Origin of the sequence: Ensifer sp. Root31, from assembly GCF_001424825.1 — a bacterium.
GTDB classification, from domain to species: domain Bacteria; phylum Pseudomonadota; class Alphaproteobacteria; order Rhizobiales; family Rhizobiaceae; genus Ensifer; species Ensifer canadensis.
Genome location: NZ_LMCO01000066.1, coordinates 147,247 through 167,295 on the forward strand (window position 1 = coordinate 147,247; position 20,049 = coordinate 167,295).

The following is a 20,049-nucleotide window of genomic DNA, read 5'->3' on the forward strand; positions in this document are numbered from 1 at the left end:
GCGATCCGGGCGCTTTCCTATTCGCCGGGGTCGCGCGCAATCTTGGCGCTGATCTCGGCGATGACCTTCTCGAAATCTTCGGCGTGGGAGAAATCCCGATAGACCGATGCGTAGCGGACGAAAGCGACATCGTCGAGGCTCTTCAGCGCTTCCAGCACCTGCAGGCCGATCTCTTCCGAAGGGATCTCGGTCTCGCCGGAGCTTTCGAGCCGTCGCACGATGCCGGAAACTGCCCGCTCGATGCGGTCGCGATCTACAGGGCGCTTTCTCAGTGCGATCTCGAAAGACCGCAGTAGTTTGTCCCGGTCGAAAGGCACCTTCCGACCGGTCTTCTTGATGATCATCAGCTCACGCAGCTGCACCCGTTCGAAGGTCGTGAAGCGACCACCGCAATCCGGGCAGATACGGCGACGACGAATGGCGTTGCCGTCCTCTGCCGGACGGCTGTCCTTCACCTGGCTGTCTTCGGAACCGCAATAGGGGCAGCGCATGATGAGCCGATCACATGTAGCCGTACATCGGGAAGCGTTCGGTGAGCTTCATCACCTTCTCGCGCACACCCGCTTCGACGGCAGCATTGCCTTCGTCGGAGTTGGCGACCTTGAGGCCGTCGAGCACTTCGACGATCAGTTCACCGATTTCCTTGAATTCGGCTTCCTTGAAGCCACGCGTCGTGCCGGCCGGAGTGCCGAGACGGACACCCGACGTGACGAACGGCTTTTCGGGATCGAACGGGATGCCGTTCTTGTTGCAGGTGACATAGGCGCGGCCAAGGGCTGCCTCGGCGCGCTTGCCGGTCGCGTTCTTCTTGCGCAGGTCAACCAACATCAGGTGGTTGTCGGTGCCGCCGGAAACGATGTCGAGGCCGTTCGCCTTGAGCGTCTCTGCAAGCGTGCGGGCGTTGTTGACGACCTGGGCCGCATAGTCCTTGAAGGACGGCTGCAGCGCTTCGCCGAAGGCAACGGCCTTGGCGGCGATGACGTGCATCAGCGGGCCACCCTGGAGACCCGGGAAGACCGCCGAGTTGATCTTCTTGGCGATATCCTCGTCATTGGTCAGGATCATGCCACCGCGCGGGCCGCGCAGCGACTTGTGTGTGGTCGTCGTTGCAACGTGGCAATGCGCAACCGGCGACGGATGCTGGTCACCGGCAACGAGGCCGGCAATGTGCGCCATGTCGACCATCAGATAGGCGCCGATTTCGTCGGCGATCTCGCGGAAACGCTTCCAGTCCCAGATGCGGGAATAGGCGGTGCCGCCGGCGATGATCAGCTTCGGCTTATGCTGGCGCGCTTTCTCGGCGACGGCGTCCATGTCAAGCAGGTGATCGCTCTCGCGAACGCCGTAGGAAACCACGTTGAACCACTTGCCGGACATGTTGACCGGCGAGCCGTGCGTCAGGTGACCGCCCGAATTGAGGTCGAGACCCATGAAGGTGTCGCCTGGCTGCAGGAGTGCCAGGAACACGGCCTGATTCATCTGCGAGCCGGAGTTCGGCTGCACGTTGACGAACTTGGCACCGAAGAGCTTCTTGGCACGCTCGATCGCCAATTCCTCGGCGATATCAACGAACTGGCAGCCGCCGTAATAGCGCTTGCCCGGATAGCCCTCGGCATATTTGTTGGTCATGATCGAGCCCTGGGCCTCGAGCACGGCGCGCGAAACGATGTTCTCGGAGGCGATCAGTTCGATCTCGTGGCGCTGGCGACCCAGCTCCTTTTCGATCGCACCGAAGATTTCCGGATCGCTGTCGGCGAGAGAGCGGGTGAAGAAGGCATCATTGTTCTGTGCAAGCATCGGGCGAGGCTCCTCTCAAAGGTGGCAGTTCTTTAGCTTCCTCGCACGGCGAGAGCAATATCCGCTGTGCGGTTTGCGTCATTTCCCCCATCTGCCGCGCCTAAACATCGCAGCCATGGACCAACGAAAAAGCCGCACTGCCAAGGCAAGCGCGGCTTTTTCAAATTATTGTCCCGACTTTGCTTATTGCGGCAGAGCGTCCTGCTCGACCGAGCCGGAGGACTGCTCGACGCCATAGGGCGTCTGCAGTGCAAGTTCTGTCGCGCCATCGCGCTGATAGATGTCGTCGCGGAACTGGACGACGCCATCTGTCGCCGACCAGGCGGTGATGTAGGTGAAAAAGACCGGAACTTCTTCGGCCAGCGTGATCGGAGTGTTGACGCCGGTCTTGATCGTGGCTTCCATCTGCTGGCGCGACCAGCCGGGTGTTTCCTTCAACAGCCAGCTCGAAAGGTCGCGAACGTTCTGGACGCGAACGCAGCCGGACGATTCGAAACGCATCAGCTTGTTGAACAGGCCCTGCTGCGGCGTATCGTGCATGTAGACCTGATGCTCGTTGTGGAAGTTGATCTTCGTCGACGACATCGCGTTGATCTTGCCCGGATCCTGACGGAACATCAGGTTCGGCGCCTTCTCGGCATTCCAGTCGACCGTTTCTGGCGACACTTCGCCACCGCTGCCATCGAACAGGCGGATGGCATTGCGCTTCAGGTAGGTCGGATCCTTGCGCATCAGCGGCATGATATCCTTCTGGATGATCGAGCGCGGCGCGGTCCAATAGGGGTTGAGAATGACCTCGTAGATCTTGGAATTGAGGATCGGCGACTGGCGGTCGATCTTGCCGACGATGGCGGTGTGGCGCAGCGCGACGCGGCCGTTCTCCACAGCTTCGATGTAGGCAGCCGGGATGTTGACCATCACGTAGCGGCGGCCGAGGTCACCGGACATCGACTGCAGGCGCACGAGATTGGTCTGCAACTGGCCGAGACGGGTGGTCGCCGGAACGTTGATGGCCTTCAGCGTGTATTCGCCAATGACGCCGTCCGCCGGGAGGCCGTGGCGGGCCTGGAAGCGCTTTACGGCGCCGTCGACGTAGGAATCGAACTGCGACGAAATGCCGGCCGAACGCGGCAGGTCGCCGGAAACCATCAGGCGCTGGCGCAGTTGCTGCACCGAAGGATCGGTAACGCCGATCTCGAGCTTGAGGCTGGTTGCCACCATCGGCCAACCGCCTGACGAAACGATGTTCTGATAGTCGAAGATCGCCTGCTGGACATGGCTGATCGTCTCCGGGCCGAAGACCGGCGTATTGGACACGACCGTGGTCGCCGTGCGCGATGCCTTGGCGTCGTACTGGTCGTCCCAGGAGCCGCGGCGTGGCGAATTGATGATCTCGTTCAGGGCGTCCTGTGCGCCCGCGGCTCCCGCGCAAGCGACGGCACCGAAGGTTGCGGCCGAGCGCAGAAATGCACGGCGCGAGAATGCATCAATTCCATTCTTTTTCGACATATTCCTACCATCCCAATGCGTTGGCACGCGCCCTATGCGCAGGCACGCATGTTGCCGGAGCCCTAACACGATCGTGGTTAACAAAGGTCAACCAACGAGCCACCCTGCCCTCGCATTTCACGATACCGCGAGCGAGGTCCCTCATCCGGCAGGCGTACGCGAAACGAAACCACATCGATGAAAACACGTGGGCGCACCTACCGCATGCTCTCGTCGCTGTCACACCAATATGGCCAATTCGTGTCTCGGGCGGCGGCCGAAGGCATGTGGCACGCCTCTTGCTTGGGCCCACTGCGGCCTTTCGGCAACATCGCCGGGACCGAAAAACGGCAAAGGCCGGACACGCAAGGATTGCGTCCGGCCATTGAACTGGAGGTAAGCGACGCCGATTACAGGCGGTACATGATCGAGTCGTTCCAGAAGCGATCGAGGCGCTGCAGCAGCTTGTTCATCTGGGTGAACTCATCTGAACCGATGCCGCCAACCTTCTGGATCGAGCCGATGTGACGCTCGTAGAGCTTGGCGACGGTTTCGGCGATTTCCTGACCGTCTTCCGTCAGGCTGATGCGGACCGAACGACGGTCGACCCGTGAGCGCTGGTGGTTGATGAGACCGAGGTCGACGAGCTTCTTGACGTTGTAGGAGACGTTCGAGCCGAGGTAGTAGCCGCGGGAGCGAAGCTCGCCGGCGGTCAGCTCGGAGTTGCCGATGTTGAACAGCAACAGAGCCTGGACGGCGTTGACATCGTCGCGACCCTGACGGTCGAACTCGTCCTTGATAACGTCGAGCAGACGGCGGTGCAGACGCTCGACGAGGTGGAGGGATTCCATGTAGAGACCGCGGATGGTTTCTTCCTGAGGGTCTCGGGGCGCAGCGACCTGCGGCTTCATCTTCGTGTTCATTTGACTGCCTCACTGTTTTGTTTGGCGGTGTCTGTTTGTCTTCCCGCCTTGAGTGAGACCCTATCGAATACGTCTAAAATTCTACTTAAACCGCAGCCTTAACATGAGCTTACCATTCGGCGAGTCTGTCTCAGGGTGAATCAACTCTTACCTGTCTCGCCTGCCGGTAGCGTTGATAGAACAGCGCGGCCCTGAAAAGGATGAAGGTAACGGCGACGGCCCCGTGCAGCGCAATCAGCAACGGACGGGCGCCGAAACTGACGGGATAGAACTCGTACATCGCGATTTCGATCGCTGCCGCTACCACCCAGACCACCGGTCCCCAGGAGACCAGCAGCCACAGCCCGAGGGCAGCCACGGGGTAGACCACGGCAAGCGCGGTAGCCGCTGCCCGCCACTCCGGCGTCAATAGATCGAAACGGCCGGCACCGCCATGGGAGAAGCCGATCAGCATGGCCCAATAGTTCAGCGCGAACCAGAAGCACGAGGCCGACACCAGCCGCAGGAACAGACCGAAAAGGATCTCGGTCAGCGATGGTTTCGGCACATGGGCAGAATCATGAAGCATGGGCGGCAAGATAGGGCGGGTCGACGCCATCCGCCAGCACGAAGGAAGCCCCTCCCCCCCTTTGTCGATTGGCGACGGGGAAGAAATGCCGCAGGCCGGTCGTGCGCGGCGCGGTTTCCAAGCGTGGCCCCCACATGATAAAGCGCATGCCACCTCACAGTTTCCAAGGAAAGGCGCGGCGCGATGAACGACAGGACGAATCTTGTGGACAGGATTACCGGACACCGCCGCATGCGCCGCAACCGCAAGGCCGATTGGACGCGCCGGCTGGTGCAGGAAAACCGCCTGACGGTCGACGACCTGATCTGGCCGATCTTCATCGTGCCGGGCAGCAACATCGTGCAGCCGATCGATGCCATGCCTGGCGTCAACCGCATGAGCATCGACACGGCGGTGGAAGCGGTGAAAGAAGCCGCCGATCTCGGCATCCCGGCAATCGCCACCTTTCCCAATATAGATCTGTCGCTGCGCGACGAGACCGGCTCCAACAGCCTTGCCGCCGACAATCTCATCAACCAGGCGACGCGCGCCTTCAAGAAGGCCGTGCCCGAGATCGGCGTCATAACCGACGTGGCGCTCGACCCGTTCACCAGCCACGGCCACGACGGCATCCTGCGCGATGGCGAAATCGTCAACGACGAGACGGTGGAGACGATCGCCAGGGCCGCTGTCGGCCAGGCCGACGCCGGCGCCGATATCATCGCGCCTTCCGACATGATGGACGGTCGCATCGGTGCGATCCGCCAGGCGCTCGACGCGGCGGGCCACCAGAATGTCGGCATCATGGCCTATGCGACGAAATTCGCTTCCGGCTTCTACGGTCCCTATCGCGAGGCGATCGGCACCGGCGGTCTGCTCAAGGGCGACAAGAAGACCTATTATATCGACCCGGCCAACGGCACCGAGGCGATCCGCGACGCCGCACTCGACGTCGAGGAAGGCGCCGACATGCTGATGGTCAAGCCCGGCCTGCCCTACCTCGACATCTGCTGGCGCATGAAGGAGGCCTTCGGCCTTCCGGTTTTCGCCTACCAGGTGTCGGGCGAATACTCTCAAGTCAAGGCGGCGGCCGCCAATGGCTGGATCGACGGCGAGAAGGTGATGCTCGAAACGCTGCTCGCCTTCAAGCGCGCCGGCTGCGACGGCATCCTCAGCTACTTCGCCATCGAGGTCGCAAGGATCCTGGCCAAGGGGCGGTAACGCCCTCACCTTTGCAAACTGCAGGCGGCGCGTGGCGGGCAATCCTTGTTTTGCACGCAATGCCAACCCATATCGAGCTTACAACTATGCGGGGCCTATAGAGATGACGATGCACAACGAAGAACTGCGGCTGCCGAGCAATGACTGGCGCGCCTATCAGGGTGTGCTGTCGCGGCGGGTGTTCGCCTTCATTCTCGACTATGTCATCATCGCGCTCTTGTGGATCCCGGCCGCCGTCGTTGTGTTCTTCCTCGGCATCCTGACGCTCGGCCTCGGCTTCCTGCTCTATCCCGTGCTTTTTGCGCTGGTAGCGATGCTCTATTTCGGCGTGACCGTGGGCGGCCGCGAGCAGGCATCGCCCGGCATGCGGATGATGGGACTGGCGATTGCGCGCACTGACGGACGACCAATGGACTTCCTGACGGCGATCGTGCATCTCGTCATCTTCTGGATCGCCAACGCGCTGTTGACGCCGCTGATTCTGCTGATCGGACTGTTTACAGATCGCAGCCGCCTGCTGCACGATCTGCTGATTGGCACCGTAACGGTCCGTCGCGACACCTACTGAACCCTGCCGAAGCAATCGACGACGAACAATCCGCGCGCAAGGGGCGACCGCCCCAAACGTGTGAGTTGACGTTTTCCATTCTTCCGCCATGCTACTGTCATGAACAACCGCGCGAAGAGTGACCGCCGCACTCGATGAACACACAGACCACACCGTCTCCGCAATTCTATCTCACTGCACCGGCAGCCTGCCCTTATCTGCCGAATGAGATGGAGCGAAAGGTGTTTACCCACATGGTGGGCGAGCGCGCACCGGAGCTCAACGACCTCCTGACCCAGGGCGGCTTCCGCCGCTCGCAGAACATCGCCTATCGGCCCGCCTGCGAAACCTGTCGCGCCTGCATTTCCGTTCGAATTCTCGCCAACGAATTTTCGCCGAGCCGGTCGATGCGCCGCGTGCTCGCGACCAACAGCGACGTGATCTCATCGGAATATCCGGCCGAGCCGTCGAGCGAACAGTACAACCTCTTCCGCCGCTATCTCGACCGACGACACCAGAAGGGTGGCATGTCCGACATGTCGGTTCTCGACTATGCGATGATGGTCGAAGACACCCATGTGCACACCAAGATCATCGAGTATCGCTTAAGGACCGAAGGCGACGGCATCAGCGAGAGAGCGCGCGGACCGCTGATCGCGACAGCGCTGACCGACCGCATGGGTGACGGGCTTTCGATGGTCTATTCCTTCTTCGACCCTGCGCATGAGGAGCGCTCGCTCGGCACCTTCATGATTCTCGATCATATCCGGCGCGCCAAGGAGCGCGGCCTCCCGCATGTCTATCTCGGCTATTGGGTCAAGGGGTCGCGCAAGATGGGATACAAGACGAAATTTTTGCCGCAGGAGCATCTTATGCCGCGCGGCTGGGAGCGCTACGATGGTCCTGACGCTCCTTCAGAAATGCCCTCGACGGAAACGGATTGAAAATTGAACCCTTCCACTGATGCCGCGCTGCACCGGCGCGGACTTGCGATCACCGGCCTTGGCGGCCTTGCTCTCTCCTTCGACATTCCGCTCATCCGATCCGCCGGCGGCGAGGTCTGGTCGCTGCTCGCGGTGCGCAGCCTTTCGACTTTCTTCATCGGCCTCCTGGCATGGTTCGTGCTCAATCGGCTGCTTCGCCGCAAGATCTCACTCATTCCGGGCAAGACCGGGCTGGTCGTCGGTCTGTTTTACGGCATCAACTCGTGCACGTTCCTGCTGGCCGTCTTCAACACGTCAACGGCAAACGTCGTCTTCATTCTTGCCTTCACGTCGATGTTCGCGGCACTGCTTTCCTGGATCTTCCTGAAGGAACGCCCTTCCAATGCAACGCTCGTGACGATGGCAGCCATGGTGATCGGCGTGGGGCTGATCGTGCAGGACGGGCTTGAAAGTGGCCATATCTTCGGCGACGCGATGGCGGCAAGTTCCGCCTTCCTGCTCGCCAGCGCCATCACCATCAGCCGGGCAAGCGGCCGCGACATGGCTTTGGTGCCGCTGGTGACCGCCATCTTTCCGGCCGCAGTCGCGCTTCTGCTCTTGCCTGCCGGCGGCTTCGCGATCGCGGCTCCGCAATACATCCTGTTCAACGGCCTGGTGATGATCCCGCTTGCCTTCTTCTGTCTGGCAACAGGGCCGCGGTTCCTGTCGGCACCGGAAGTGGGTATGTTCTATCTGCTCGAAACCATCCTGGCACCGATCTGGGTCTGGCTTGTCTTCGCCGAAAGCCCGACGACGCAGACGCTTGCCGGCGGCGCCGTCCTTATCCTTGCGCTTATCGGCCACTCTCTCTGGCAGATGCGCAGCCGCCCCGTCCGCGCGGCTCTGCCCTGCCCCGAATAGGTAGCGGCCGTCCGCAAGGCGGCGAAATAACGATTGTCAGCGAAGGTTCGTCAGGCTGACGTTCTACCGCCCTCCAAAGAGTACGCCACTTGGCTGTGCATCGACCAAAGCGCACGGTTCATGTCGATCCAGGCGGCAGCGACATCAAGAGGTGCGGGATTGCCGCACACGGCCTCGCCATCACGGGCAGGTAGACGCGAAACCAGGCTGGCTTCCTCAAGGATGCGCAGGTGCTGCTCGAGTGCATCCGGCGTCACGGCGACGGCGGCGGCCACCTCGACAACCCGCGTTTCTCCGCCGAGCAATATCTCGAATATCCGCCGGCGAACCGGATTCGCGAGTGCGAGCAGAATGTCGTCAAGGGCAGCAGAATTTGGCATGGTCTTCATCCTGTTGGACGATTATTGATCCACGACCGCACGTTGCTTTCAAGCGCCGAAAACGGGGCATTCTACTAAATTTCAGATTGCTTTAGAAGCAGATGGGTATCGGCCTGCGCAGCCAAGCCGCGCAGGCAGCGATGGATCAGCCGCTGAACTTGCCGCTGCGCGGGAAGCCCTTGGGCACGACGCGACCGGCAGAGGCGCGATCGGCCAGCCACTCAATCAGTTCGTCCTTGCCCTTGGTGAAGACGCGGCCGGCGCTGTCTTCCCAGACGAGGCCGTCTGCGATTGCAAAGCAGCGGATATCGGAGATGCCGCCATCCTTGTAGCGCTGCAGCCGGACGCCCTTGCCCCGCGCCATTTCCGGAATCTGCGCCAGCGGGAAAACGAGCATCTTGCGGTTTTCGCCGACAACGGCGACATGGTCGCCCTTGACGGAAACAACCAACTTCGCCTCATCGTTGTTGGCGACATTCATCACCTGCTTGCCCTTGCGGGTATTGGCGACGATATCGCTTTCCGTCACGACAAAGCCGTTACCGGCAACAGAGGCCACGATGAGCTTTCTCGCCGGGTCGTGCACGAATGCCGTCAGCACGTCCTGGTCATTTTCCATATCGACGATGATGCGCAAGGGTTCGCCATGACCGCGACCGCCGGGCAGCTTGTCGCCGCCGAGCGTATAAACCTTGCCGCCCGTGGTGAAGACGAGGATCTTGTCGGTCGTCTGCGCTGGGAACGCCACCTTGAGCGCATCCCCCTCCTTGAATTGCAACGTCGAGGTATCGGAGATGTGGCCCTTCAGCGCCCTGATCCAGCCCTTTTCAGAGATGACGACGGTGATCGGTTCCTTCTCGATCATCGCCTGCTGGATGGCTTCGATGTCGGCGTCCGGCGCATCCGCAAAGGTGCTGCGCCGCTTGCCGATCTCGGTCGCCTTGGCAAACTTTTTCTTCACCTCGCCGATTTCCCAGGCGACAGTCTGCCACTGCTTCTCCTCGGAAGCGAGCAGCGCCTCGATCTCGGCCTTTTCGTTCGACAACGCGTCGAACTCCGTGCGAATCTCGAATTCTTCCAGCTTGCGCAAAGAGCGCAGCCGCATGTTGAGGATCGACTCGGCCTGGAGGTCGGTGAGCGAAAACCGCTCCATCATCACGGCCTTCGGCTCATCCTCCTCGCGGATGATGCGAATAACCTCGTCGATATTGAGATAGGCGACGAGATAACCGCCAAGAATCTCGAGGCGCCGCTCGATCGCAGCCAGGCGGTGGCGCGAACGACGCTGCAGGACGTCGCGGCGGTGAGCAAGCCACTCCGTCAACACTTCGTTGAGCGCCATGACGCGCGGCACGCGTCCCATCGACAGCACGTTCATGTTGAGCGGGATGCGGCTTTCAAGCTCTGTCAGCTTGAAGAGCGATTCCATCAGGATGCCGGCATCGACGGAACGGCTCTTCGGCACCAGCACAATGCGGATATCTTCCGCCGATTCGTCCCGGATATCCTCCAGCAGCGGCAGTTTGCGCGCAACGAGCAGTTCGGCGATCTTCTCGATCAGCCGCGACTTCTGGACCTGATAGGGGATCTCGGTGATGACGATCTGGTAGCCGCCGCGACCGAGCTCTTCCGAAACCCAGCGCGCCCGCACGCGAAAGCCACCGCGACCGGTGCGATAGGACTCCGCCATGCTCGCACGGCTTTCGACGATGATGCCGCCGGTCGGGAAATCCGGCCCTTCGATCCCGCCCCGCTGCGGATTGGCAGGATCGTAGAGCAGATCCTCGACGGTCGCCTCGGGATGGCGGATCAGATGCAGCGCTGCGTCGCACAGTTCATGGGCGTTGTGCGGCGGGATCGATGTCGCCATGCCGACGGCAATGCCGGTCGCACCATTGGCAAGCAGGTTCGGGAAGGCGCCGGGAAGCACCGCCGGCTCCTGGTCTTCCTCGTTGTAGGTGGGACGAAAATCCACCGCGTCCTGATCGATGCCCTCAAGCAGAAGCGAGGCGACGTCGGTCATCTTCGCTTCGGTGTAACGCATGGCAGCGGCGTTATCGCCGTCGATATTGCCGAAGTTGCCCTGCCCGTCCACCAGCGGATACCGGATCGCGAATTCCTGGGACAGGCGCACCAGTGCGTCGTAGATCGAGGCGTCGCCATGGGGGTGGAACTTACCCATGACGTCGCCGACGATGCGGGCGCATTTCTTGAACGAGGTGTTCGGCCTGAGCCCCATCTCGCTCATGGCATGAACGATGCGTCGATGCACCGGCTTCAAGCCGTCGCGGACATCAGGAAGCGCGCGATGCATGATGGTCGACAAGGCATAGGCGAGGTAACGCTCTTCCAGCGCCGCCTTCAGGTCAACCGGCTGAATATGATCATCCCCGCCAGACGGGGGAGTAAGGCTTTGTCCCATATGTTCTTGCTAGCGCAACAAACCCGGAACATCAAGGATTTCAGGGGATCGCGCTGTGGAGAACCACAAGTCGCCGCCGGCGCGCTATTGAACGGCGCAGACCGGGCGCTGCAATGTTCATGCAACGCTTAGACGGTTATGCCATGGATGAGCGATCGCCACCAGTAACGCCCTGGAAAGCATCCGGGCGCGGAAGCTGTGTGATTTCATCAAGCGAATATAATTTCGCCCTGTTTCGTATTAGGTTCGGCTGCTGTTGATTTGGATGATTTGCGAGGGGGACATTGCGGGACGCGAACTGAGGGGAGATGGAGCCATAGGCACGGCATATTTCGTCGGCCGACACGGCTGTCCACCTCAGTTGACGCAGCTTGCCGATATGAACCAGATTAGCGACACCGCTTCTTCAACACAGCTAAACAATCAAATATTTTCACGAAGGAACTCCACAATGATGCATACGCGCAAGATCCGCCTGATGATGGCCAGCGCCGCACTCCTGACCCTGACCGGCCCGGCCTTCGCGCTTGATGGTGCGGACATGATGAAGAAGCTCGATGCGGCGACGAACTCGAACGGCACCACGCTCACCTTCGACAAGGCCGAAGTCAGCGGCGACACCGTCACGGCCTCGGGCGTCCAGGTCAAACTCGCGGGCCAGCCCGGCGACGCGCTGAAGATCGGCGACATCACTTTTGAAGGCGTCGAAGAAACCGAAGGCGGCGGCTACTATGCCGAGACCGTCTCCTTCCCCGACGTCAATGTCACGCAGGACGCGGGCAGCTTCGCCGTCAAGGATATTCTCGTTTCGGGTCTGTCGATCCCCGCCAACCCGGCCGGCGGCACGATCAACGATATCCTGCTCTACGAGAGCGCCAGCACCGGCCCGATCACGGTCAGCGCCAAAGGCAAGGAAGTTTTCTCGCTCGAAAGCAGCGAAGCAAACCTCGCCCGCCAGGAAAACGATGCCGGCTTTGACTTCGACGCAACGGCTGCCGGCCTCAAGGCCGACCTTTCCGAAGTCGAAGACCCCAAGACCAAGGACGCCATCGAGAAGCTCGGCCTGACCAAGCTTGATGGCGCCGTGACCATGAAGGGCAGCTGGGAAATCGAAAGCGGCAACGTCGCGCTGGAAGAATATGCCTTCGACTTCAAGAATGTCGGGCGGCTGAACCTCGCCGTCGACATCTCGGGCTACACGCTTGCCTTCATGAAGTCGCTCCAGGAAGCCATGAAGACCGCAGAAGCCAACCCGAACAAGGAAGAGGCCAATCAGGCCATGGGCCTTGCTATGATGGGGCTGATGCAGCAGTTGACCTTCAACAGCGCCGAGGTCCGCTTCGACGACGCCTCCATCACCAAGAAGGCGCTCGACTATGCGGGTTCGCAGCAGGGCGTTACCGGCGATCAGCTGGCCCAATCGCTGAAGGGCCTCGTTCCATTGATGATGGCGCAGCTCAACGTGCCGGAACTGCAGAATCAGGTATCGTCCGCGGTCAACACCTATCTCGACGGCCCGAAGAGCCTGACGATCAGCGCCGCACCGGAAAAGCCGGTGCCGTTCCCCATGATCATGGGTGCGGCAATGGGCGCGCCGAACACCATCCCTTCGGTGCTGGGCGTCAAGGTGACGGCGAACGATTGATCGCTAAAGTCATAGTCTGACAATCGCCGCCGGCGACTTCGCAAGACACTGTTGTCATCGAAGTCGCCGGCGTTTTAGCATCGGCGCCCGGTGCCGGCGCTGCCGGTTAAACGGACGATCAAGCCGGCCGGCGCGTACTGGAATAGCTGTTGCCCCGCGCTTTTCGGTTGAAAACCCGCATTTCCGTGCGCCGTTTTATTTCGCCTGCCTTGCTTCCCCATGTCCGCGCAGCCACTATTACTGGCGCGCCTCTCGCGGGCGACTGCATCTTTTTTCAGCATGACTTGCAAGCGTAAGACCTGAATGGCGCTTTGCCTGACACCTCTTTCTGCGCGACTTTTTCGACCGCATACCGATACCGACAGCCAAACAAATCCACGCTGACGACTTCGATCCAAGGAAGAACAGCTAAGAATACAAGCGGCGGATTTCCTGTTTGGAGAGCCGTTTTCTTGCGAACAACCAGCTGAACTGAACGCCGAACGCAGAAGTAATCATCTCTCTTTTTTCGACAGATCGGACGTCAATGGCTGGGTGGTTCCATCAACCGGTAAAGTTCAGGGAAGAGCTGTCGGAAGAAAAATTTGAGCCTGCGCGCGCCGAATATTATGCAGGCCCACCAGGCAAGCCCCTCAGACTTCTGCTTCAGGCGAGAACAGATTTCCTATCCATCTGGCGAAACAACGACTTTACCGAGAAGGTTTCCCAGATCCGGCTGATCGGCCGGCAGGTCATTCTGGTCAACTCGCCCGACCTCATCCGTCAGGTCGTCGTCAAGCGTCATGAGAACTTCGAGCGCAAGAGCCCGCAGATGCGCCGGGCGCTCGAGTTCCTTTTGGGCGACGGCCTCTTCATCTCGGACGGCGAAACCTGGAAACAGCGGCGTCCCCTGGTCGCCGACATCGTGCATGCCAAAAGAGTGCCGGCCTTCGGTCCGGTGATGGAGCGCACGACCACCGAATTGGTCGAGCGCTGGAACGGGATGCCGGACGGCACGCAAGTCAACGCCCTGCACGAAATGGCTGGACTGACCGCCGAAATCATTGCCCGCAGCGTTTTTGGAAACCAGCTCGGCGACGACAGTGCTGCGGCGGTCACCGACAGCTTCACGAGCTACCAATCGCTGGTCGATTCGATCAACCTCGGCTACTTCCTCGGTTTCGACGACGGGCTACCGATCTTGCGAACGCCGACGCTTCGCCGCTCGGTCAAGCGTATCCATCAGATCATCGACAAGGTGGTCGAGGATCACCTGGAAGGTCGCGGCGATCACAATTCGATGGTTGAGCTGCTGATCCGTCGACAACAACGAAACCCGGAGTTGAAACTCGACCTGGTTGCCCTGCGCAACGAAGCGGCGACCATCTTCATGGCGGGCCATGAAACGACAGCCGCCACGCTGACCTGGGCCTGGTATCTGCTGTCTCGCGCCAAATGGGTGGAAAAGGCGCTCCATGAAGAGATTGGCCGTGTCTGCGGCGATCGCGTTCCGACGATCGACGACGTACCGCAACTCGAATGGTGCAAGGCCATCATTGAAGAGACCCTTCGCCTCTATCCGCCCGTCCCCATTCTCGCGCGCCAAACGCGCCAAGCCGAAATGATCGGCGATATCGCCGCTGAACGCGGATCGCTCGTTCTGATCGTCCCGTGGCTTCTCCACCGAACGGAAAGCCTGTTTGAGGACCCGCACCATTTCCGCCCGGACCGCTTCATGGGCGGACGTCGCCCGACGCCCTATAGTTACATTCCGTTTGCAAGCGGACCACGCGTGTGCCCGGGCTTGCATTTCGGCCTGACCGAAGCAATCCTGTGCCTGGCGATCATTGCACAGCAGTTCCGGGTGACCGTCGTCGACGGCCACAAGGTCGAGCCCATCTGCCGCCTGACGCTGCGGCCAAAGGGCGGGCTTCCGGTGACCCTTCATCGACGGCAGAAAGCATCCCATGACCACTGAAGAGCCGAGCCAGGCCGAAAGAATCGCCAAGCGAAAGGCGTGGACATTCGCCAGCGAAGGGCGGCCCTCCTTTGTGGATGCCCTTTCCGGCCGCGAAGGCTTCCGCGCCTTCTGGCGCTATTGGGTGACGGACAATCTCTGGAACCTCGCGCACCTCTCCGGGCATTTCGGGATGAAACTCCTGCCGATGGACGCCTGCTCCAACCTTGGTGCAGCCCTTGGTCTGTTTGCCGTGCCGCGTTTCCACAAGGTGGCATCACGGCGTGCGCAAGAAACGATCCGCGCACTGCGACCCGATCTCAACGAGGCCGAGCAGGCGGCGCTCTTTCGCGAGAACTGCCGGGCACAGGGTCGGCTGATGACCGAATTCTCCGTCGTGAACCGGTTGCAAAACAACCGTGACCGCCTGACATTGCACGGCCTCGACATTATCGGCGAAGCGGCCAAGGCCGGCCCGGTCATCATCGTCGGTATGCATCTTGGCAACTGGGAAGTTGGTCCGACTGTACTGCAGAGCATCAATGTCCACCCCCATGCCTTCTACCTCCCGCCCAAGGGCCGCGCCAAAGCCTGGATCGCCGAGCGCGTCCGCAGCAAGGCGGGCTTGCGGTTCCTGCCGCCGGGCGCCGAGGGCATTCGGCCGGCGATCAAGATCCTGAAGAATGGCGGCGTCGTCAGCACGTTCTGCGACGAAGGTTTTGGCGGCTTCATTCGCGGACCATTCTTCGACCGCAAGCCGCATCTCGAAGGAAACTTTGCCATTGCCATTCGTCTGGCACGCATGACCGGCGCCACCATTTGCCCGTGGTACAATCTGCGCACCGAGGGTTTCCGCTTCGAATGCCGCGCGCTGGCGCCTATCCGGCTCCCGCCCGAAGAGCGCCCCGGGGCACGCCAGCTTGACGATATCCTGATGCTGAACAACGCCATCGAGCCGGTTATCCGGGCAAATCTCGACCAGTGGTACTTTCTCGACAATTCGCTCCGACCGGAGTGACCCGAACCGGGCCATGGCAAGTATAGCGACTTCCGCCGGGCTTTTTCGCGCGCGTGCGTTCCATGTTATGATCGTATCTGCTTGATGCCCGCGAGCAGTCGCCTATCTACATCTGTCTGAAGACAAGACTCCATCCCGCATTCCTGACCGATCACACGGAAGGAGAACGCCATGGGACTGAAACACGCGGATATCACCGCCATTCTTGGCCCGGTCGACGAAACGCTGATGGCAGAGCTGCTGGCTACCGGGGCCAGTGCGGCCGAACTCGCCGAAGCGATCGCCTGGGTCAACAACGACGAAGCGCTGATCGGCGAAGGACGACATCTGCCGGCCGGGCGCGTTGCGGCTTTGATCGACATCCTGACGCCGGATGACGGCGAGGAATGAACTTTGGGGCGCTGAGGAGACGCCCGACGAGGCAGATGTAATGACCAAGACGTCAGGAGCCATCTCGTGATGGCTGGCCACGTGACTGCGAGTTTCGTGTTGAGGGAGGCCGACTATGACAGCCAAGGAAGTCAAGTTCAGTAGCGATGCCCGCGATCGCATGCTGCGCGGTGTCGATATTCTTGCCAATGCCGTGAAAGTGACGCTCGGGCCAAAGGGACGAAATGTCGTCATCGAAAAGTCCTTTGGCGCCCCGCGCATCACCAAGGACGGCGTGTCCGTCGCCAAGGAGATCGAGCTCGAAGACAAGTTCGAGAACATGGGCGCGCAAATGCTGCGCATGGTGGCGTCACGCACCAGCGATGTTGCCGGCGATGGGACAACGACGGCAACCGTGCTCGCGCAGGCGATCGTGAAAGAAGGCGTCAAGGCGATTGCCTCCGGCATGAACCCCATGGACCTCAAGCGCGGCATAGATCTCGCCGTCGACGCCATCGTCGCCGAACTTAAGGTCCGCGCCCGCAAGATCGCCAATAATGAGGAGATCGCCCAGGTCGGCACCATCTCCGCCAACGGCGATACGGAGATCGGCCGATATCTCGCCGAGGCGATGGCCAAAGTCGGCAACGAAGGCGTGATCACCGTTGAGGAAGCCAAGACCGCCGAGATCGAACTCGAAGTCGTAGAGGGCATGCAATTCGACCGGGGCTACCTTTCGCCCTACTTCATCACCGACCAGGAGAAGATGCGGGTCGAGTTCGAAGATCCCTACATCCTCATCCACGAAAAGAAGCTCTCCAACCTGCAGGCGATGATCCCGATCCTCGAATCGGTCATCCAGGCGAGCCGCCCGCTGCTCATTATCGCCGAAGACGTCGAAGGCGAGGCATTGGCGACGCTGGTCGTCAACAAGCTGCGTGGCGGGCTCAAGATCGCCGCCGTCAAGGCACCGGGTTTCGGCGACCGGCGCAAGGCGATCCTTGAGGATATCGCGGTGCTGACGGGCGGGACGGTGGTTTCCGACGACGTCGGCATCAAGCTTGAGAATGTCACGCTGGAAACGCTCGGCCGCGCCAAACGCGTGATGATCGAGAAGGAAAACACCACCATCGTCGATGGCGCCGGCACCAAGGCCGACATCGGTGGCCGCATCAGCCAGCTCAAGGCGCAGATCGAGGAGAGTACCTCCGACTACGACCGGGAGAAGCTGCAGGAACGGCTTGCTAAGCTCTCGGGCGGTGTTGCCGTGATCCGCGTCGGCGGCTCGACCGAGGTCGAAGTGAAGGAAAAGAAGGACCGTGTCGATGACGCGCTGCATGCGACGCGCGCGGCCGTCGAGGAAGGCATCTTGCCGGGCGGCGGCGTCGCCCTGCTTCGGGTCGTCAACGCGCTCGACAATATCAAGACTGCCAATGCGGAACAGCGCGTCGGCGTCGAGATCGTCAGGCGTGCAATCGAGACGCCCGTGCGCCAGATTGCCGAGAATGCCGGCGCCGAAGGCTCTATCATCGTCGGCAAGCTGCGTGAGAAAACCGATTTCGCTTACGGCTGGAATGCTCAGACCGGCGAATACGGCGATCTGTTCAAAATGGGCGTCATCGATCCGGCCAAGGTCGTGCGCGCCGCTCTGCAGGACGCAGCGTCAGTCGCCGGGCTCCTGGTCACAACCGAGGCGATGATCGCCGAAAAGCCGAAAAAGGATGGCGCCGCGCAACTGCCGGGCGGACCCGGAATGGATTTCTAGGATCAACGGGCTAGCGCCATCGGCTGCGAGTTGGCGTGGGTCAGACCGAGGAATCGGACGGCACCGAGTTCACCCGGGGCGTTCGCGACGCGCTCTATGCCCAGCCGTAAGCCCTTGGATTGCCGAAATGAAAAAACCCGGCAGCGAGCGCTGCCGGGTCCGTTGCTTCTTTGATCGCTTCGGACCTTAGTCCTTCTTCTGCGGGATCGGGCGAAGCGCCAGTTCGCGCAGTTGGGCTGATGTCGCCTCGGACGGCGCGCCCATCAGCAGATCGACAGCCTGCTGGTTCATCGGGAAGATCGAGATCTCGCGCAGGTTCTTGGCGCCGACCAGCAGCATGACGACGCGGTCGATGCCGAAGGCCATGCCACCATGCGGAGGCGCGCCGTACTGGAACGCTCGGTAGAGACCACCGAACTGCTCTTCCACTTCCTGCTGCGACTTGCCGGTCAGCTCGAACGCCTTGACCATGACTTCCGGCAGCTGGTTACGGATCGAGCCGGACGCGATCTCGAAGCCGTTGCAGACCATGTCGTACTGGTAGGCCTTGAGCGACAGCGGATCTTCGCTGTTCAGCGCCTCGAGGCCACCCTGCGGCATCGAGAAGGGGTTGTGGGCGAAGTCGATCTTCTTTTCGTCTTCCAGCCATTCGTAGAACGGAAAGTCGACGATCCAGCAGAATTCAAAGCGGTCACGGTCTACGAGGTTCAGTTCCTCGCCTGCCCGCGTGCGGGCTTCGCCTGCAAACTTGTAGAATTTCGACGGGTCGCCGGCGACGAAGAAGCAGGCATCGCCATCATCGAGGCCGAGTTGGGTGCGGATCGCATCGGTGCGCTCCTCGCCGATGTTCTTGGCAAGCGGACCGGCGCCTTCGAGCTTCTCGCCTTCCTTGCGCCAGAAGATGTAGCCGAGACCCGGCTGGCCCTGGCTCTGGGCCCAGGCGTTCATGCGGTCGCAAAACGCGCGCGAACCACCGGTCTTGGCCGGGATGGCCCAGACTTCGACCTTCGGGTTCGAGGCGATCATGTTGGCGAAGACCTTGAAGCCTGAACCGGCAAAGTGCTCGGTAACGGCCTGCATCTCGATCGGGTTGCGCAGGTCCGGCTTGTCGGAACCGTATTTGCGGATCGCCGTGTCGTAAGGAATGCGCGGGAACTTTTCCGTCACCGGCTTGCCGTCGGCAAACTCGACGAAGATGTCGCGGATCACCGGCTCCATCGTCGTCCAGACGTCTTCCTGCTCGACGAAGCTCATTTCGAGGTCGAGCTGGTAGAATTCGCCCGGCAGGCGGTCGGCGCGCGGGTCTTCATCGCGGAAGCACGGCGCGATCTGGAAGTAGCGGTCGAAACCGGCGACCATCAGCAGCTGCTTGTACTGCTGCGGCGCCTGCGGCAGCGCGTAGAAGCTGCCGGGATGGATGCGCGACGGCACGAGGAAGTCGCGTGCGCCTTCCGGCGACGACGCCGTCAGGATCGGGGTCGTGTATTCGGTGAAGCCGACGTCGCCCATGTGGCGGCGCATCGACGAGATGATCTGGGTGCGCTTGACGATGTTCTTGTGCAGCGTGTCGCGGCGCAGGTCGAGGAAGCGGTACTTCAGGCGCACGTCTTCCGGATAGTCCGGCTCGCCGAACACCGGCAGCGGCAGTTCCTTGGCGACCGAGAGAACCTCGATCTCCTGGGCGTAGAGCTCGATTTCACCTGTTGGCATGCCCTTGTTGACGGTGTCGTCCATACGGGCCTTGACGAGGCCATCAATACGGACAACCCATTCGCCGCGGACGGTCTCGGCGGCCTTGAAGGCAGGGCTATCGGGATCGGCGACGACCTGGGTGATGCCGTAATGATCGCGCAGGTCGATGAAGAGCAGGCCGCCATGGTCGCGGACGCGGTGGACCCAGCCGGAAAGGCGAACGGTGGAGCCGACATCCGACTTGCGGAGGGCGGCACAGGTGTGGCTGCGGTAGCGGTGCATGGTGTTATCCCGGAATTGCAAAGCGCCGCGCAGGCTCGCCGGAACGGCGCGCGGCAACATGATCAAAATCGGGCGGAAAAGCGCATGATGCGCCGGCTTTGTCAAGCCGAGACCTCCGCGCTCCCCGAGGGAAGCGCCGCTCAACCGGGACAAGTTCGACCCTATTCATGGGC

The 20,049-nt window shown here is 61.2% G+C and carries 18 protein-coding genes; 9 read left to right on the plus strand and 9 right to left on the minus strand.

Annotated features, from left to right (window positions below; all coding sequences use genetic code 11):
• Positions 1-17: 17 nt before the first annotated feature.
• The 6 genes from nrdR to ASD00_RS40610 form a co-directional block, all read right to left on the minus strand.
• Positions 18-491: a transcriptional regulator NrdR gene (nrdR, locus tag ASD00_RS35010; RefSeq protein WP_003529310.1), complete on the minus strand. Its 474-nt coding sequence runs from the start codon at positions 489-491 to the stop codon at positions 18-20.
• 10 nt (positions 492-501) lie between these two features.
• Positions 502-1,797 carry a serine hydroxymethyltransferase gene (glyA, locus tag ASD00_RS35015; protein WP_057211440.1) on the minus strand — a complete coding sequence of 432 codons (1,296 nt, stop codon included), beginning with the start codon at positions 1,795-1,797 and terminating at the stop codon, positions 502-504.
• Between the two features lie 183 nt (positions 1,798-1,980).
• On the minus strand, positions 1,981-3,306 hold the full coding sequence (locus tag ASD00_RS35020) for a murein L,D-transpeptidase (RefSeq protein WP_025426519.1): 1,326 nt from the start codon (positions 3,304-3,306) through the stop codon (positions 1,981-1,983).
• A gap of 389 nt (positions 3,307-3,695) precedes the next feature.
• Entirely contained in the window at positions 3,696-4,208 is a 513-nt protein-coding gene (locus ASD00_RS35025) for a MarR family winged helix-turn-helix transcriptional regulator (protein ID WP_025426518.1), read from the minus strand.
• A gap of 130 nt (positions 4,209-4,338) precedes the next feature.
• Positions 4,339-4,776 carry a DUF6163 family protein gene (locus tag ASD00_RS35030; RefSeq protein ID WP_025426517.1) on the minus strand — a complete coding sequence of 146 codons (438 nt, stop codon included), beginning with the start codon at positions 4,774-4,776 and terminating at the stop codon, positions 4,339-4,341.
• Positions 4,766-4,924: a hypothetical protein gene (locus ASD00_RS40610; RefSeq protein WP_156585923.1), complete on the minus strand. Its 159-nt coding sequence runs from the start codon at positions 4,922-4,924 to the stop codon at positions 4,766-4,768. Before ASD00_RS40610 ends, ASD00_RS35030 begins: the two co-directional genes overlap by 11 nt.
• A gap of 35 nt (positions 4,925-4,959) precedes the next feature.
• Here ASD00_RS40610 and hemB point away from each other — a divergent pair, with 35 nt between their 5' ends.
• The 4 genes from hemB (at position 4,960) to ASD00_RS35050 (ending at position 8,367) form a co-directional block, all read left to right on the plus strand.
• The gene (hemB, locus tag ASD00_RS35035; RefSeq protein ID WP_025426516.1) at positions 4,960-5,976 is read left to right on the plus strand and encodes a porphobilinogen synthase; all 1,017 of its coding nucleotides are present in this window, start codon (positions 4,960-4,962) and stop codon (positions 5,974-5,976) included.
• Between the two features lie 103 nt (positions 5,977-6,079).
• Positions 6,080-6,544 carry an RDD family protein gene (locus tag ASD00_RS35040; RefSeq protein ID WP_025426515.1) on the plus strand — a complete coding sequence of 155 codons (465 nt, stop codon included), beginning with the start codon at positions 6,080-6,082 and terminating at the stop codon, positions 6,542-6,544.
• A gap of 134 nt (positions 6,545-6,678) precedes the next feature.
• The gene (locus ASD00_RS35045) at positions 6,679-7,467 is read left to right on the plus strand and encodes an arginyltransferase (RefSeq protein WP_025426514.1); all 789 of its coding nucleotides are present in this window, start codon (positions 6,679-6,681) and stop codon (positions 7,465-7,467) included.
• Between the two features lie 3 nt (positions 7,468-7,470).
• Positions 7,471-8,367, plus strand: coding sequence for a DMT family transporter (locus ASD00_RS35050; protein WP_025426513.1), 897 nt, complete (start codon positions 7,471-7,473; stop codon positions 8,365-8,367).
• Positions 8,368-8,417: 50 nt separating this feature from the next.
• Here ASD00_RS35050 and ASD00_RS35055 read toward each other — a convergent pair whose 3' ends face one another.
• Together ASD00_RS35055 and parC are read right to left on the minus strand one after the other, a co-directional pair.
• Positions 8,418-8,756 (minus strand): helix-turn-helix domain-containing protein, encoded by a 339-nt coding sequence (locus ASD00_RS35055; RefSeq protein ID WP_025426512.1) that lies wholly within the window; start codon positions 8,754-8,756, stop codon positions 8,418-8,420.
• A 136-nt stretch (positions 8,757-8,892) separates the two neighbouring features.
• On the minus strand, positions 8,893-11,169 hold the full coding sequence (gene parC, locus ASD00_RS35060; RefSeq protein ID WP_025426511.1) for a DNA topoisomerase IV subunit A: 2,277 nt from the start codon (positions 11,167-11,169) through the stop codon (positions 8,893-8,895).
• A 451-nt stretch (positions 11,170-11,620) separates the two neighbouring features.
• Here parC and ASD00_RS35065 point away from each other — a divergent pair, with 451 nt between their 5' ends.
• The 5 genes from ASD00_RS35065 to groL all read left to right on the plus strand — a co-directional run bounded on the left by ASD00_RS35065 (position 11,621) and on the right by groL (position 17,902).
• Entirely contained in the window at positions 11,621-12,814 is a 1,194-nt protein-coding gene (locus ASD00_RS35065; RefSeq protein WP_057211441.1) for a hypothetical protein, read from the plus strand.
• Between the two features lie 526 nt (positions 12,815-13,340).
• Positions 13,341-14,771 carry a cytochrome P450 gene (locus ASD00_RS35070; RefSeq protein WP_025426509.1) on the plus strand — a complete coding sequence of 477 codons (1,431 nt, stop codon included), beginning with the start codon at positions 13,341-13,343 and terminating at the stop codon, positions 14,769-14,771.
• The gene (locus ASD00_RS35075; protein WP_025426508.1) at positions 14,761-15,768 is read left to right on the plus strand and encodes a hypothetical protein; all 1,008 of its coding nucleotides are present in this window, start codon (positions 14,761-14,763) and stop codon (positions 15,766-15,768) included. Before ASD00_RS35070 ends, ASD00_RS35075 begins: the two co-directional genes overlap by 11 nt.
• A gap of 171 nt (positions 15,769-15,939) precedes the next feature.
• Entirely contained in the window at positions 15,940-16,158 is a 219-nt protein-coding gene (locus ASD00_RS35080; RefSeq protein ID WP_025426507.1) for a hypothetical protein, read from the plus strand.
• Between the two features lie 115 nt (positions 16,159-16,273).
• Entirely contained in the window at positions 16,274-17,902 is a 1,629-nt protein-coding gene (gene groL, locus ASD00_RS35085; RefSeq protein ID WP_057211442.1) for a chaperonin GroEL, read from the plus strand.
• 186 nt (positions 17,903-18,088) lie between these two features.
• Here the strand turns inward: groL and aspS are convergent, their stop codons facing one another.
• Positions 18,089-19,876: an aspartate--tRNA ligase gene (gene aspS / locus ASD00_RS35090; protein WP_057211523.1), complete on the minus strand. Its 1,788-nt coding sequence runs from the start codon at positions 19,874-19,876 to the stop codon at positions 18,089-18,091.
• Between the last annotated feature and the right edge of the window lie 173 nt (positions 19,877-20,049).

Bases quoted from the DNA above. Each gene is read 5' to 3' on its own strand.
- ASD00_RS35030 (WP_025426517.1), bottom strand. From the start codon at position 4,776: ATGCTTCATGATTCTGCCCATGTGCCGAAACCATCGCTGACCGAGATC.
- hemB (WP_025426516.1), top strand. From the start codon at position 4,960: ATGAACGACAGGACGAATCTTGTGGACAGGATTACCGGACACCGCCGC.
- ASD00_RS35020 (WP_025426519.1), bottom strand. From the start codon at position 3,306: ATGTCGAAAAAGAATGGAATTGATGCATTCTCGCGCCGTGCATTTCTG.
- ASD00_RS35045 (WP_025426514.1), top strand. From the start codon at position 6,679: ATGAACACACAGACCACACCGTCTCCGCAATTCTATCTCACTGCACCG.
- nrdR (WP_003529310.1), bottom strand. From the start codon at position 491: ATGCGCTGCCCCTATTGCGGTTCCGAAGACAGCCAGGTGAAGGACAGC.
- ASD00_RS35065 (WP_057211441.1), top strand. From the start codon at position 11,621: ATGATGCATACGCGCAAGATCCGCCTGATGATGGCCAGCGCCGCACTC.
- ASD00_RS35055 (WP_025426512.1), bottom strand. From the start codon at position 8,756: ATGAAGACCATGCCAAATTCTGCTGCCCTTGACGACATTCTGCTCGCA.
- ASD00_RS35080 (WP_025426507.1), top strand. From the start codon at position 15,940: ATGGGACTGAAACACGCGGATATCACCGCCATTCTTGGCCCGGTCGAC.
- ASD00_RS35075 (WP_025426508.1), top strand. From the start codon at position 14,761: ATGACCACTGAAGAGCCGAGCCAGGCCGAAAGAATCGCCAAGCGAAAG.
- groL (WP_057211442.1), top strand. From the start codon at position 16,274: ATGACAGCCAAGGAAGTCAAGTTCAGTAGCGATGCCCGCGATCGCATG.
- aspS (WP_057211523.1), bottom strand. From the start codon at position 19,876: ATGCACCGCTACCGCAGCCACACCTGTGCCGCCCTCCGCAAGTCGGAT.
- ASD00_RS35040 (WP_025426515.1), top strand. From the start codon at position 6,080: ATGACGATGCACAACGAAGAACTGCGGCTGCCGAGCAATGACTGGCGC.
- ASD00_RS35025 (WP_025426518.1), bottom strand. From the start codon at position 4,208: ATGAACACGAAGATGAAGCCGCAGGTCGCTGCGCCCCGAGACCCTCAG.
- glyA (WP_057211440.1), bottom strand. From the start codon at position 1,797: ATGCTTGCACAGAACAATGATGCCTTCTTCACCCGCTCTCTCGCCGAC.
- parC (WP_025426511.1), bottom strand. From the start codon at position 11,169: ATGGGACAAAGCCTTACTCCCCCGTCTGGCGGGGATGATCATATTCAG.
- ASD00_RS35070 (WP_025426509.1), top strand. From the start codon at position 13,341: ATGGCTGGGTGGTTCCATCAACCGGTAAAGTTCAGGGAAGAGCTGTCG.
- ASD00_RS40610 (WP_156585923.1), bottom strand. From the start codon at position 4,924: ATGCGCTTTATCATGTGGGGGCCACGCTTGGAAACCGCGCCGCGCACG.